General features: G+C 61.9%; 11 protein-coding genes. 2 read left to right on the top strand and 9 right to left on the bottom strand.

Features of this window, described 5'->3' with window-relative positions; translation table 11 throughout:
• Window positions 1–84: 84 nt before the first annotated feature.
• Together aroC and ABL914_RS08820 are read left to right on the top strand one after the other, a co-directional pair.
• On the top strand, window positions 85–1,167 hold the full coding sequence (gene aroC / locus ABL914_RS08825; RefSeq protein WP_391562816.1) for a chorismate synthase: 1,083 nt from the start codon (window positions 85–87) through the stop codon (window positions 1,165–1,167).
• Window position 1,168: 1 nt separating this feature from the next.
• Window positions 1,169–1,465, top strand: a complete 297-nt coding sequence (locus tag ABL914_RS08820) for a hypothetical protein (RefSeq protein ID WP_391562810.1) — start codon at window positions 1,169–1,171, stop codon at window positions 1,463–1,465.
• Here the strand turns inward: ABL914_RS08820 and pheT are convergent.
• From pheT to ABL914_RS08775, 9 genes are all read right to left on the bottom strand, one after another.
• Window positions 1,462–3,831, bottom strand: coding sequence for a phenylalanine--tRNA ligase subunit beta (gene pheT, locus ABL914_RS08815; RefSeq protein ID WP_391562809.1), 2,370 nt, complete (start codon window positions 3,829–3,831; stop codon window positions 1,462–1,464). The two genes, ABL914_RS08820 and pheT, sit on opposite strands and share 4 nt — an antisense overlap.
• Window positions 3,828–4,946, bottom strand: coding sequence for a phenylalanine--tRNA ligase subunit alpha (gene pheS, locus ABL914_RS08810; RefSeq protein ID WP_391562808.1), 1,119 nt, complete (start codon window positions 4,944–4,946; stop codon window positions 3,828–3,830). Before pheS ends, pheT begins: the two co-directional genes overlap by 4 nt.
• Before the next feature lie 77 nt (window positions 4,947–5,023).
• Complete coding sequence (locus ABL914_RS08805) at window positions 5,024–5,920, bottom strand: helix-turn-helix domain-containing protein (RefSeq protein WP_391562807.1); 897 nt, start codon at window positions 5,918–5,920, stop codon at window positions 5,024–5,026.
• 220 nt (window positions 5,921–6,140) lie between these two features.
• A complete protein-coding gene (locus tag ABL914_RS08800) occupies window positions 6,141–7,457 on the bottom strand; it encodes a cytochrome P450 (RefSeq protein ID WP_391562806.1) in 1,317 nt (438 codons plus the stop codon).
• 2 nt (window positions 7,458–7,459) lie between these two features.
• Window positions 7,460–8,998, bottom strand: coding sequence for an acyl-CoA synthetase (locus ABL914_RS08795; protein WP_391562805.1), 1,539 nt, complete (start codon window positions 8,996–8,998; stop codon window positions 7,460–7,462).
• Window positions 8,999–9,273: 275 nt separating this feature from the next.
• Entirely contained in the window at window positions 9,274–10,035 is a 762-nt protein-coding gene (locus tag ABL914_RS08790) for a M23 family metallopeptidase (protein ID WP_391562804.1), read from the bottom strand.
• Between the two features lie 106 nt (window positions 10,036–10,141).
• Entirely contained in the window at window positions 10,142–10,357 is a 216-nt protein-coding gene (locus ABL914_RS08785) for a DUF455 family protein (protein WP_391562815.1), read from the bottom strand.
• Window positions 10,358–10,456: 99 nt separating this feature from the next.
• Window positions 10,457–10,930, bottom strand: coding sequence for a peroxiredoxin (locus ABL914_RS08780; RefSeq protein ID WP_391562803.1), 474 nt, complete (start codon window positions 10,928–10,930; stop codon window positions 10,457–10,459).
• Window positions 10,927–13,680, bottom strand: coding sequence for a bifunctional [glutamine synthetase] adenylyltransferase/[glutamine synthetase]-adenylyl-L-tyrosine phosphorylase (locus ABL914_RS08775; RefSeq protein ID WP_391562802.1), 2,754 nt, complete (start codon window positions 13,678–13,680; stop codon window positions 10,927–10,929). The genes ABL914_RS08780 and ABL914_RS08775 overlap by 4 nt, the downstream gene beginning before the upstream one ends.
• Between the last annotated feature and the right edge of the window lie 29 nt (window positions 13,681–13,709).

The following is a 13,709-nucleotide window of genomic DNA, read 5'->3' as shown; positions in this document are numbered from 1 at the left end:
CGCGGGGATGACGAAGGTTGGGACGGGGATGCCGAACCGGTGTTCGGGTGGACATTTACGCAAAATCGCGACAAAGCCTTCGTTATGTCCTTCAACACATTTGGCCACTTGCTGCGTTTTACCACCTGGGGCGAAAGCCACGGGCCGGCCTTGGGCGCGGTTGTTGATGGGTGCCCGCCGGGACTGGAAATCAGCGAGGACGTGATCCAGCCGTTCCTTGATGCGCGGCGCCCGGGGCAATCGAAATATACCACCCAGCGCCAGGAACCCGATGCGGTGCGGATCCTGTCTGGTACTTTCGAAGGGCGCACCACCGGCACTCCGATTTCGCTGATGATCGAAAATGTCGATCAGCGCAGCAAGGACTATTCCGAAGTGGCCAATGCCTATCGCCCGGGCCACGCTGACTATGCCTATGATGCCAAATATGGTTTCCGGGATTATCGCGGCGGCGGGCGATCCAGCGCGCGCGAAACCGCGGCACGGGTTGCGGCAGGGGCGGTTGCGCGGCTGGTGATCCCCGAAGTGGCGGTGCTGGGCTATGTTTCCGAAATCGGCGGCGATGCGATTGATATGGCCAATTTCGATCCGGCACAGATTGGCCAAAATCCGTTCTTCTGCCCGGATGCGGCGGCGGCCACGCGATGGGAAAAAATCGTTGATGATGCGCGGCTGGCCGGCAGCTCAGTCGGCGCGGTGGTCGAATGTGTGGCCAGCGGCGTGCCCGCCGGCTGGGGCGCGCCAATCTATGCCAAGCTTGATGCCGAACTGGCTGCTGCGATGATGGGCATCAACGCGGTCAAAGGCGTGGAAATCGGCGATGGGTTTGCCGCCGCACGGCTGACCGGTGAACAGAATGCCGATCCGATGCGGCCCAATGACGGCAAAGCGGGAAATGTTAGCCCGCAATTCACCGCCAACCATGCCGGCGGGATTGCCGGCGGGATCAGCACCGGCCAGCCAGTGCTGGTGCGCGTGGCGTTCAAACCGACCAGCTCGATCCTGACCCCGGTTGAAACGATTGACCGTGATGGCCAGGCCGCAGAAATCCGCACCAAGGGCCGCCACGATCCGTGTGTCGGGATCAGGGGCGTGCCGGTGGTGGAAGCGATGATGGCGCTGGTGCTGGCCGATCACAAGCTGCTGCACCGCGGGCAGTGCGGCTAGGATGTGGCTGTATCTGCTGGCCTTTTCATTCCCGCTTGGGCTGGCCTGGTGGTTTTACTTTAATCGCCAGAAACGGCTTGATGCCGATCCCGGCCAGCATCAGCTTGCCGCGTTACTGATAGCTGCCGCCAATGGACAGGACGGGGCGACCCGCCGGGACGTGACTGCACACCTTGCCGCTCTTGCCAAAGGCCAAACCCAGCGCCGCGTCCGGCTGACCCACGCGGTCCTGATGATCCGCAGCGAAGCCGCACCGGATTTGTACGAACGCGTGCTGAAGCTATCGCGCGGGCTTTAACCCCGCAGCACGGCCCCCAGTTTTGCCGCCGCGCTGGTAACCCGCTCGGCAATCGCTTTCAGTTCGGCCTCGTCAAAGCTTTTCTCGCCCGGTTGCAGCGTAACCTCGATCGCCAGTGATAGCTTGCCGTCAGGCATTTCGAACCGATCAAACAGCCGCACGCCCACCACATTCGCCTTGTCGCAGCCCTTGACCGCACGGACCAGATCGCCAGCGGGAAGCGCGGCATCGACCAGGAAGGCAAAGTCACGCGTCACAGCCTGCAAGGCCGGCGGGGCATAGGCCGCGCGGGCAAAGCTGCCGGGCATTTTGGCGGGCAGTGCATCGAGGTGGATCCCGGCCACCGCCACCGGGCCGTCGATATCGAAGGCTTTCAGTGTTGCGGGGTGGACCATGCCAAAGCTGGCGACGACCGTTTTGGGCCCCAGCCGCAGCGTGGCTGACTGGCCGGGGTGATAGTGGTTGCCTTGCCCAGAATCAACAAGGCCCATGACCATCAGGTTATCAACCGGCGCGCCCATTTCACGCAGCAGTTCCAGACACAGCGCCTTGGCATCGAACGCGTCAAATGCGGCGGCCTTGCCGTGCTGCCATGATCGCGCCGCCTTGTTACCGGCCAGCACCAGCACCAGCGTGGGATGCTCGGCATCTGCCAGATAGCGCCGCCCGATCTCGAACAGCCGAACCGAGCTGGCCCCGCGATCCATATTGCGCTGGACCGCCGAAAGCAGCCCCGGCAACAGCGATGGGCGCATCACCTTCATGTCTTCGCTGATCGGGTTTTGCAGCACCCAGGTGCCGCCGCCCACAGCCTCGGCTTCGCGCTCGGAAATGAACGACCAGGTGACAGCTTCATTGAGCCCCAGCGCAGCGGCGGCGCGGCGCAGTTTGCGCTCCTGCTGCTGCTCAGCGGTCGCGGTTGGCCGGGCAACACCTTCGGCGCGCGGCAGGGCTACGCTGGCCACATTGTCCAGCCCGTGGATCCGCACCACCTCTTCGACCAGATCGGGTGCGCCATCCACATCGGGGCGCCAGCTGGGCACGGTTACGGTCCATGCCGCGTCGGCGGTAAAGCCCAGTGCGGAAAGCGTGGCGCGCTGCTGTGCTTCTGGGATCGCCACCCCGCCAAGGCTTTCGGCCATGGCGGGATCGTATTTGACCAGCTTGGGCGTAGTCGGCGCTTCGCCGGCACGGATCAGCTCGCTGGGCTCACCGCCGCAGATGCTGACGATCAGATCGGTCAGGATCGCAAGTCCGGCATCAAGGAACACCGGATCAACCCCGCGTTCAAACCGCTGGCGGGCATCCGAAGTGAGGTTCAGCGCGCGGCCGGTATTCCCGATCCGCACGGGATCAAAATACGCCACTTCCAGCAGCACATCGGTGGTCTGATCGCAGCAGCCCGAATGCTCGCCGCCCATGATCCCGGCGATGTCATGGACGCCGTTGTCATCGGCGATCACGGTCATGTCGCTGGTGAGCGTGTACTCCTTGCCGTTGAGCGCCAGGCAGGTCTCACCATCCTTGGCGCGGCGGGCGAAGATCGCGCCCGAGAGCTTGGAAAGGTCATAGGCATGCGCCGGGCGGCCATAGGCCAGCATCACGTAGTTGGTGATGTCCACCAAGGCCGAGATCGGGCGCTGGCCCGCGCTGATCAGGCGGTCTTGAATCCATTTCGGCGATGGGCCGTTTGTCACGCCTCTGATCACGCGGCCATAGAACGCCGGGCAACTTTCTGCGTCGTCGGTGCGGATCGGAATGGGGCAGGGGAAGCTGCCCGGCACGGCTTGCGCAGCGATCGGCTTCAGCGTGCCCAGGCCGGCCGCAGCCAGATCGCGGGCAATGCCGTAAACCCCCATGCAATCCGGCCGGTTTGGCGTGATCGCCACATCAAACACCGGATCGGCGCCGTGATAGTCTGCAAACGGCGTCCCAACGGGTGCATCGGCGGGAAGCTCGATGATCCCGTCGTGCTCATCGCCCAGCTCCAGTTCGCGCACCGAACACATCATGCCGTTCGATTCGACGCCCCTGATCGCTGACTTTTTAAGCTCGAACCCACCGCCCGGAACGATTGCGCCAGCCAGGCCCAGCACCCCGATCATGCCGGCGCGGGCGTTGGGCGCGCCGCAAACAACCTGCAATGGTGCGGCCTCCCCGGCATCGACGGTAAGAACCTGCAACTTATCGGCATTGGGGTGGGGCGCGGCGGTTAGCACGCGGGCAACCTTGAACCCGCCAAGCTTGTCGGCCGGGTTCTCGATCCCCTCAACCTCAAGCCCGATGGCGTTGAGTTTGGCGGAAATGGCCTCAAGCGCAGCCGCCGTTTCAAGGTGGTCCTTCAGCCAGGTCAGCGAAAACTTCATGGCCGCACTCCTACGCCGCCGGAAAGGGTCGGCACATCGTGGGCTGAAAAGCCATAGTGCTGCAGCCAGCGCACATCGCCATCAAAGAAGGCCCGCAGATCGTCCATCCCGTATTTCAGCATGGCCAGCCGATCGACCCCAACACCAAAGGCAAAGCCCTGCCATTCATCGGGATCAAATCCGCCGGCTTCGATCACCTTGCGGTTCACCATGCCGCTGCCCAGCAGTTCCATCCAGCCGTGCCCTGGCGCATCGCCGCTGCCGCCCAGCACGCGCTTGCCGTTTATGATTGCGAAGCCGGCATCAACTTCGATCGAAGGCTCGGTGAAGGGGAAATAGCTGGGACGCAGCCGCAGCACGATGTCCTCGCGCTCAAAAAAGGCCTTGAGAAAGGTCTCAAGCGTCCATTTGAGGTGGCCCAGATGAATTCCCTTGTCGATCACCAGGCCTTCAACCTGATGAAACATCGGGGTGTGGGTGGCATCGCTATCGCTGCGATAGACCCGGCCCGGCGCGATGATCCGGATCGGCGCGCCGCCTGGATTGGTTTTGACAGCGTCCAGCATGGTGCGGATCTGAACCGGGCTGGTGTGGGTCCGCAGCAGCATCTTCTGCCCGACCTGTGCCATCTGGTCGGGGAAATAGAACGTATCGTGCATCGCCCGCGCCGGGTGGCTTTCAGGAATGTTTAGCGCGGTGAAATTGTGCCAATCGTCCTCAATTTCAGGACCGGTTGCCACCGCGAAGCCCAGATCGGCAAAAATTTCGGCCAATTCATCCATCACCTGGCTAACCGGGTGGACCGTACCGCGCAGGGCTTCGCAAGCGGGCAGCGAAAGGTCTACCGTCTCGTGCGCCAATTGGGCTTGCAGGGCGGCGCTTTCGAGCTGGTCCTTTGCTTCGCCGAGCGCCTGGCTGACGCTTTCGCGCAGCGCGTGGATCTGCGGGCCAAGCGCCTGGCGTTCTTCCGGGGACATCCCGCCCAGTGTCTTCAGCAAGCCTGATATTGAACCTGATTTTCCAAGCAATTCCACGCGCAGCGCCTCAACCGCGCCCAAATCCTGTGCATCGGCAACGCGTGCCAGCGCCTCGTCTCGGGTTGCTGCGTAGTCCACTATCTGAAATTCCACTTAGGCAATTGGGATTGAGGCACGGCCTTTAGCCTTCGCCTCAGCCAAATTCCAAGGAAAACTCAGGCCGCCGTCTTGCCCACTCCGCCAGGCCGATCGAGCGTTTGCACAGCAGAGGCCAGCGCCTGGTTACGTTCCTGCGTAAATCGTTTCAGCACCGGGTGCGACTGCGAGGAATATTCGCGCGGGCTGATACCCATGAATTCGCGGAAATCGCGGACAAATTGGGCCTGGTCGTGATAGTGGCAATCCATCGCCCCGATCCATTTCAGACTGGGATCGATCATGAATTGGGCCAGGCTGCGCATGAAGCGCTGGCGGCGCAGCAGCAATTTGGGCGAAAAGCCAAAGTGCTTGTGGCTGATCCGCTCAATCGTGCGCTGGCTGGCGGCAACCCGCGAAACCAGTTCCTGCACGGTGGTGAGCTGCGGATCAACCAGGGCTTCGTGGATCGCGGTGATCCGCTTTGCATCGATCGGATCTTTCGCTGGAAAAGCGCGGAAGAATGCGATCATCCGCTCCAGCTCGGCGGCTTCATCGGGCACATCGCCGAACAGGGTTTGGGCCAGCGGACGAAATGGTTCACATCCGGGATGGGTAAAGCCATCGCACAGCCGGTTGGCCATTTGGCCTGCGGGCAGGCGGACATATTTGGCCCAGCCAAGCGGCAACAGGCCAAGCCCCCAGGTTCGGGTCTTGGGCAGCTCAAAATGGATCGGGTGCGAACTGGGGCCCTGGGTGATGAAGGCGCAATTGGCCAGCCGATCACCGCCATCGTTCCAGGCGACCGGGCCAGTTGGCGAAAAGAACCGCATTCCGGCCCATTCGGGATGCAGGCTATCACGCAGAACATCGGCCGATCCGGGATCGAATTCGCTGACGTAGAAGGTTGTGAAGTACCGGCGCAGGTCTTCAGGTGGCGGGTAAAACCGCACTCTTATCACATGATCTTGCGACACCGAGGTTTCCCCGTTTTCAGCAACCCGTTCAAATTCTGCACAAAGTCTGCCCCGCTGACAAGCGCATTGTCACATTGCAGTCTGTTTCAGTAAAACTGAAACAGCACACCACCGGCCCACCCCCCCTCACGGCCACCCATAGAATACCCTAATGTTGGGTGGCCGTGAGGGGGAGCGGGCCGATGGTGCTTCCACGTAAGTGGAACAGGCTAGGTCCTCCCTAATGTCCGGAAATGCGCAGCGGCAAGGTCTTCAGCCCGCCCACGAAGGTGCTTTTGGCGCGCCTGGGCTCGCCCGCCAATTCGATGCTATCGACCCGGTCCAGCAAGGCTTCGAACAGCAACCGCATTTCCAGCCGCGCCAGGTGCAGCCCCAGGCATTGGTGCGCGCCGGCACCGAAAGCCAGGTGGCGGTTGGCATCGCGGGTTGCATCAAATTTGCGCGGATTATCGAACTGCTCTGGATCGTGGTTCGCAGCGACATAGTTGATCATCAGCCAATCACCGGCCCGGACCGTTACATCGCCGAACTGGCAATCTGCGACGGCGGTGCGCATGAAGTGCTGGACCGGGCTGGTCCAGCGGATCGCTTCCTCGACAATCCCGGGAACCAGACTGCGGTCTGCCTTGGCCCGCGCGAACTGCTCAGGGTCTTGGGCCAGGGCCAGCATCGCACCGGCGGTTGAAGCGCTGGTGGTGTCATGCCCGGCAGCGGCAACGATGATATAATAGCCCGCCCGGTCACGCGCGCTGATCGGCTCGCCGTCAATCTGCGCCGTGGCCAGAATGGTCGCGACATCACCGGTTGGATTGGCGCGGCGCTGTGCGGCCAGACCTTCGAAATAGGTTTCAAATTCGGCCACCGCCCCGAACACGATCTGGCTGATCATTTCAGGCGTCATCTGGGCCATGCCGCTTTGTGAAAGATCTTCGTCCTGCCCGCCGAACATCTGCTGGGTCAGGAACAGCATCTTGGGTTCGTCTGCTTCGGGAACCCCCAGGATCTGCATTACCACGTGCAGCGGGTATGGCGCGGCAACAAGTGGCACAAAATCAACCACTTCATTGCCACCTTGCGATGCTTCGATGAACCGATCGACCGTCTTGATCGCCAGATCGCGGATTGCGGCTTCGATATTGCGCAGGTTCTTGGGCATGAACCATTCCTGGGTCAGGCGGCGCAATTTTGGGTGCTTTGGGGCATCGATCACCACCAGCGAGCTTACCAGATTGGGGCTTTCTTCACCCTGGCGGGCCGTAACCTCGCGGGCCAGCGCTTCACCGGCCTTGTTGGTAAAAACCGTTGAACGCGGGGCATTTAGAAAGCCGGCGTTGTCCTTGGACACCCGCATCGCGTCCTCATAACGGGTCAAAAGCCAGAACGGATCGAAGCTGCCATCGGGACACTCGATCCGCACCACCGGGCTCTCCCCGCGTAGCCGATCAAACAGATCAAGCGCAGAGTTCCAATCAGCATAGCTATTGGGATCGACAACAGCGAGCGAGTCGGCAGGCGATGCGTTTGGTCCGGTCTTCACATTCATGCTCCTGCCTGAGCCTTTTCATAGGCTTGCTTGTACTCATCGCGCAGCAATCGCTTGTAGAGTTTACCGGTCAGTTCACGTGGCAACTGTTCGCGAAAATCAATTTGGCGCGGCATTTTGACCCGGCTGAGCTGCGGGGCGAGGTAGGCCGCAAGTTCTTCAGCCAATTGCGGTGTGGCATCAGCTATGTCCAGCGGCTGGACCACCGCAACTACCCTTTCCCCCATATCGGGATCAGGCGCGCCGATCACAGCGGCATCGGCCACCTTGGGGTGGGTGATCAGCAGATTTTCGATTTCTTGCGGGTAGATGTTAACCCCGCCCGAGATGATCATGAAGCTCTTGCGGTCGGTCAGGAACAGGTAGCCGTCACTGTCCATATAACCAACGTCACCCAGGCTCGACCAGCCATGCTTGTTCTTGGCGTCAGCGGTTTTAGCCGGGTCGTTGTGGTATTCGAACGGCATCATGCCTTCTGTCGGTTCGAAAAACACCTGGCCTTCGGTGCCGGGCGGCACGTCATCACCGTTTTCGTCACAGATATGCAGAATGCCCGAAAGCGCCTTGCCGACCGAGCCTGGCTTGCCCAGCCATTCGGCGCTGGTGATGAAGGTCGATCCGTTGCCTTCGGTCCCGGCATAGTATTCGAACAGGACTGGCCCCCACCATTCGATCATCGCCTGTTTGATCGGCACCGGGCACGGCGCGGCAGCGTGGATCGCGCACTTTAGGGTCGAAACATCGTACTTCTTGCGCACGTCTTCAGGCAGCTTGAGCATTCGCACAAAATGGGTTGGTACAAATTGACTGTCGGTGATCTTGTACTTTTCAATCGCGGCCAGCGCGGCTTCCGGATCAAACCGTTCCATCACCACCACCGTGCCGCCGATCTTGTGCACGGTCATTGACCAGCGCAGCGGCGCCGCGTGATAGAGCGGCGCAGGGGAGAGATAGACCGCGTCCGCGTTGATTCCATAAGCCATCATCGCCAACTGAACGAGCACATTGGTGGCATCGATCGCTGGATCGGCAGGCAGCGGGATCTTCACCCCTTTGGGCTGCCCTGTGGTGCCCGAGGAATACAGCATATCGGCGCCGGCGCGCTCATCGGCAATCGGCGTGTTCGGCATTGCGGCCAGCGCGTGTTCTGCGTCCAGGCCAAAGCGCAATTGCGGTACCTGCGGAGCCAGCGTCGCCACTTCATCCAGCGCCGGGGCCAGATAGGCCGATCCGAACAGGATTTTGGCCCCGCTATCCGCAAGAATATAGGCGGTTTCGGGCGCCGTCAGGCGGCTGGAGATGCCAACATAGTGCACGCCCGCGCGCTGGAACCCCCAAGCCAGGCAGAAGAACCACGGATGGTTTTCCAGACACATCGCGACCGTATCGCCGATCCCGATCCCGCGCGCGCGCAGCAATTGCGCAACCTGGTTTGAGCGCCGATCAAGTTCAGCATAGCTGATCGTCTCACCACTGCCGGCCATGATTATGGCAGGCTTGTCGGGGGTAGTCCGGGCGTGGACGCTGGGATGCATCGCTTTCTCCATCGCAGCCCAGGTCGGCCGCCTTGGGGAGAGGTTTAACCGAACGATTAAATCACGCAATTGGAAATTTGGAGCGGTGATTGGGAAATCTGCATCACCTTTCCTCCCCGCCCCCGTCTATCCTGGGCTTGTCGAAAGATTGCTTTTTTCTTCAAGAAGTTGCGCCCCGCTATAGGCCGCGTTCGTAAGGGGCGCGTACAGCTGCGCAACAAACGAAAAGGGCGACGGTTGCCCGTCGCCCATTCAAACCAGCGCGAAGCTGAAGTTTAGTCTTCGTCCCCGCCGCCGATCGCGGCAACCTGGGCGGCCGGAGCAGGCGCTGCAGCCTGCTGCGCTCCGCCTTGCAGATAAGGCACCGGATTTACGGCGGCACCGGCAATCCGCACTTCATAGTGCAGATGCGGGCCGGTTGAGCGGCCGGTTGAGCCGACATAGCCGATCAGATCACCCTTGCGGACAGTCTGTCCAGCGGCAACATTGAGCCGCGAGAGGTGGCCATAACGGGTCTGGATATTGCCGCCATGCTCTACCGAGATGAACAGGCCATAGCTTGAAAACCAGTCAGCGCGGCTGATCACGCCATCGGCAGTGGCATAGACCGGGGTGCCAGTGGGCATCGCAAGATCGATACCCTTGTGCTGGCGGCGGCCGCCAATCACCGGGTGAAACCGCATGCCATAGCCGCTGGTCAGCGCTGCGCCGTTAACGGGCATGCGTGATGGGATCGACACAGTGACCGGGCGATAGGTTGGGGCAGCGGCAGTGGCAGGGCCAGCACCGGTTTGCGTGGCCGAAACGGCCAAACCGCCATTGTCAGCCGATTTCCAGCCGGTGAACAGCTGGTGAAATTCTTCATCGCCGCCAGCAGCCGAAGGGCGCGCAGCCTGTGCAGCACGCAGCGGAGCGGTAACATCAGCGTTGGCGGCTGCACTGTTGGCCAGCGCGGGCTGGGCATTCGCCACACCCACTGCTGCTGCCAGCACTGTAGCCAGTCCACGGAACTTGGCAAAAAACGAAAGCGCGACCACTCAGAACTACCTTAATTTGCCGGCCAGTTGTTGCCGGGCGAACCCTATTTTCGAGATGGTCGGTAAGCCCCCAGCCGTCTCGAAAGGGGGCTTGAAGGGGCAAGAGTTAACATGCAACCCCACTGTAGAAAGAGCGCGGTAAACCGGCACTGAGGCGCGCTGAGTCGTTGAATGGTGGCTTAACGGCCCCCTGAAAACGGCGCGCAACCAGCATTTTCCAAAACGATTCAGCGGATTCGCCGCGAGATTCGGCCAGTGCGATAAAGTGTGTTGAACCAAAACGGACGTGAGCAATTTCGTCGTCAAGGATTCGTTCGAGAATTCGTGCGCCGCCAATCGCGCACCAGCGCGCGGGCTTGGATCACCTTTGTCCGCGGATCGCATTCCAGCAGAGCTGAGCGGTTGGCCCGTGCGGCAGAACTTACAGCGCCTGGGCTGCTTCCAGCACTTCCTGAGCGTGGCCCTTGACCTTGACCGGGCTCCAGATCCGGGCAATCGCGCCATCATTGCCCAGCAGATAGGTTGAACGGACCATGCCCATATAGCTGCGGCCATACATCGATTTCTCGGTCCAGATCCCCAAAGCGTCAGATAATCCATCCGCCTCGGCATCACTGGCCAGCGGTGCGGCCAGCGCATGCTTTTCAATGAATCGAAGGTGCTTCTTTGGGGGGTCCTTGCTGATCCCCAGCAAGACGGTGCCGGCTTGCGAAAACTGATCGGCCAGCGCGGAGAAATCCTTGTTTTCAGTGGTGCAGCCGGACGTATCGTCTTTGGGATAGAAGAACAGGACCACCTTTTTCCCCGCAAAATTGGTCAGGCGCAGGGTGCTGCCATCGGGCGCGGTCAATGCCAGATCGGGCAGGCTATCGCCCAGCGCTGGAAACTTGCTCATTGTTCAAACCCTTCCAAAGTTTCGTCAAACAGATCGGCCCAGACTGCGGCCACGATCCGGCGCGATTCGCCCAGCAAGGCGATCAGACTGTCCCAATCGCGGCTATGGCAAGCGCTGGCAAGCACCGCGCGCGCCGCCGGCGGCGGCGCCTGGGTATCGGGTGCAAGCAACCGCGAGGCGATCAGAAACCGGCTGAGCGCCCCGTGGGCCGCAATCAGATCGGGCGAAACCAGCCCGGTTTGCGCCAGCATCACAAGCGCGGCCGGGATCGAAGGGGATAGCGCCGTACCTTCGCGCAGCTGCAGGAAATGGGTGATGAATTCCACATCAACCAGCCCGCCGCGAACCAGTTTGATATCAAGCGGCCCCTTGGCCGGCTTGTGCCGCGCCATCTCTCCGCGCATTGCCAGAACGTCTTCCTTCAGTTTGGCCGGATCGCGCGGAGCAGACAGGACCTGTTTGATGATCGCGCCCAGTTGCGCCAGGCCGTTTGCCGAGCCGAACAGCGGGCGGGCGCGGGCCAGTGCCATATGTTCCCAGGTCCACGCGCTTTCGTTCTGGTAACGGGCAAAGGCATCAAGGCTGACCGCGATTGGCCCTTGCGCACCCGATGGGCGCAGGCGGGTATCAACTTCATACAGCGCCCCTTCCGCCGTGGGGACTGAAAGCGCAGCGATTACCCGCTGGGCCAAGCGGTTGAAATAAAGCGTTGCACCCAGCGGCCGTGCGCCATCGCTTTCGCCGGTATGTTCGCCGGTAAACAGGAACACCAGATCAAGATCCGAGGCATGGGTCAATGCCCCGCCGCCCAAGCGGCCAAGACCAAGCACCAGCAGTTCGCTGCCAGCAATCCGGCCGTGGATTTTTTCAAATTCGGCGGTTGCGGCGCGGGTCAGCGCAGTAAGCGCGGCTTCGGCAACGCGCGCCAACGCCTCGCCCAAAGCGATCGGATCACGCGATCCCTCGATTAGCTGGACCCCCAGCTTGAAGCGCAGCTCACCTACGCGGCGGCGAACCCGGTCAAGCGTCTGCTCATAATCGTCATCGGCCTCGCCGCGGGCGAATTGCTCGATCAAATCAGCAACGCTGCCGGGCAGATCAAAGGCGGTGGCATCGATCAGCGGATCCAGCAAATTGCTGCGCCGGGCCAAGGCATCGGCCAGCGGCGGAGCCAAGCCAAGAATCCGGGCCAGCAATGCCAGCAGTGCGGGCCGGGCCTCAAGCAGGCGGAACAGGTTGATCGCGCTGGACAGGCCCGCCAGCAATTCTTCCCAGCGCAGCAGCGCGCGCATCGGCTCTGGCGCCCGTGCAAACGCGGCCAGCAGCGGCATCAGGATTGCATCGAAGGCGGCCCGGGCGGCCTCGCTGCGTAAAGACCGGACCTTGCCTGATCGCCAACCCTGGATTCGGGCCTCCAGCGCGGCCGGGTCTTCAAAGCCCAATCGGGCCAGCTCGCTCTCGAGCGCCGACCCGCCGCGAACGGCCACTTGCACCGTGTCTGTATCGCCGCCGTGCAGGGCTATCAGCCGATCATACCGCTGGCCCACCGCTTCGGTGATGGCGGTCAGTTCTGCAACCAACGCGGCGCCATCGGCCAGACCATCTAATCGCGCCACATTATCCAGCGCGGCGGGATCGATCGGAAGACTGTGGGTTTGCTGATCCGCCACCATTTGCAGCCGATGCTCGATCGTGCGCAGCCGGTCATAGCTTTCACCCAGCAGATGTGCATCGTCGCTGCCGATCAGGCTCGCTTCGGCCAAGGCATCAAGGCTGGCACGGGTGCCGCGCAGCCGCACCGCTGGATGGCGTCCGCCATGGATCAACTGGTGGGTCTGGGCGAAAAATTCGATTTCGCGAATGCCGCCGCGGCCTTGCTTGATATTGAAGCCAGGACCGGGCCGGCCGGGTCCTGAATGGTTGGCGCGGATCCGTGTGGTCAATCGGCCGATTTCATTGATCGCACCAAAATCCAGGCTTTTACGCCACACAAATGGCCGGATCGCAGCCAGGAAGGCGTCCCCTGCGGCCAGGTCTCCAGCGCAAGACCGCGATCGGATGAAGGCTGCCCGCTCCCACGCCAAGGCAGAGCTTTCGTAATGGCTGAGTGCCCCTTCGAACGGGATAGCCAGCGGGGTAACTTCGCTGGCCGGACGCAGCCTCAAGTCGATCCGGAAAACATAGCCATCGTGGGTAACGTGGCTCATCAATTCCACCAGCTTGCGGGCAATCCGCTGGGCGGCTTCGCCGGGCTCGTCGCGGTCCCGGCGGGGCAGGCTGGCCGGATCGTACAGCAGGATCGGGTCGATATCGGAACTGTAGTTAAGCTCCTCTGCACCGTGCTTGCCCAGCGCCAGCACGGTAAATCCGGCCGGCTCGCAATCTGCCACCCGTTCGCGGATTGCAGCGGCAATCGCCCGGTCCAGCGCGCGATCGGCAAAGCCGGAAAGTTCGCCCATCACCCGTGCCAGTGGGAAGGATCCGGCCAGATCACCCAGCGCCAGTGCCAGCGCGAGCGCGCGCTTTTCGCGGCGTAGCGCAACCCCGGTATCGTCAATGCCCACGCCAGCCTGTTTGGCCAGCGTCAGCGCGGCTTCGCCTTGGCCCGCTGCCAGCAATTCGCTCAGATCACCCCAGCGGCTCAGCCCTTCTGCCAGAAAAGGGGAATGCGCTTGGGCGCGGGCCAGGGCATTGGTCCAATCGGACTGGGTCATGCTTCGGCGATGCCCTGCCGCGAGGGCGCGGGTCAAGCGGTTAAACGGATGGTGCCTTGCGCGCG

Origin of the sequence: Novosphingobium sp. (assembly GCF_040079535.1) — a bacterium.
Taxonomy (GTDB): domain Bacteria; phylum Pseudomonadota; class Alphaproteobacteria; order Sphingomonadales; family Sphingomonadaceae; genus Novosphingobium.
Note: the sequence above shows the minus strand (reverse complement) of the source record. Positions and strands in the feature narration are given on the sequence as shown.

Excerpts from the sequence above, each read along its gene's own strand:
- aroC (WP_391562816.1), top strand. The coding sequence starts at position 85 with ATGTCCTTCAACACATTTGGCCACTTGCTGCGTTTTACCACCTGGGGC.
- ABL914_RS08820 (WP_391562810.1), top strand. The coding sequence starts at position 1,169 with ATGTGGCTGTATCTGCTGGCCTTTTCATTCCCGCTTGGGCTGGCCTGG.
- pheT (WP_391562809.1), bottom strand. The coding sequence starts at position 3,831 with ATGAAGTTTTCGCTGACCTGGCTGAAGGACCACCTTGAAACGGCGGCT.
- ABL914_RS08795 (WP_391562805.1), bottom strand. The coding sequence starts at position 8,998 with ATGCATCCCAGCGTCCACGCCCGGACTACCCCCGACAAGCCTGCCATA.
- ABL914_RS08780 (WP_391562803.1), bottom strand. The coding sequence starts at position 10,930 with ATGAGCAAGTTTCCAGCGCTGGGCGATAGCCTGCCCGATCTGGCATTG.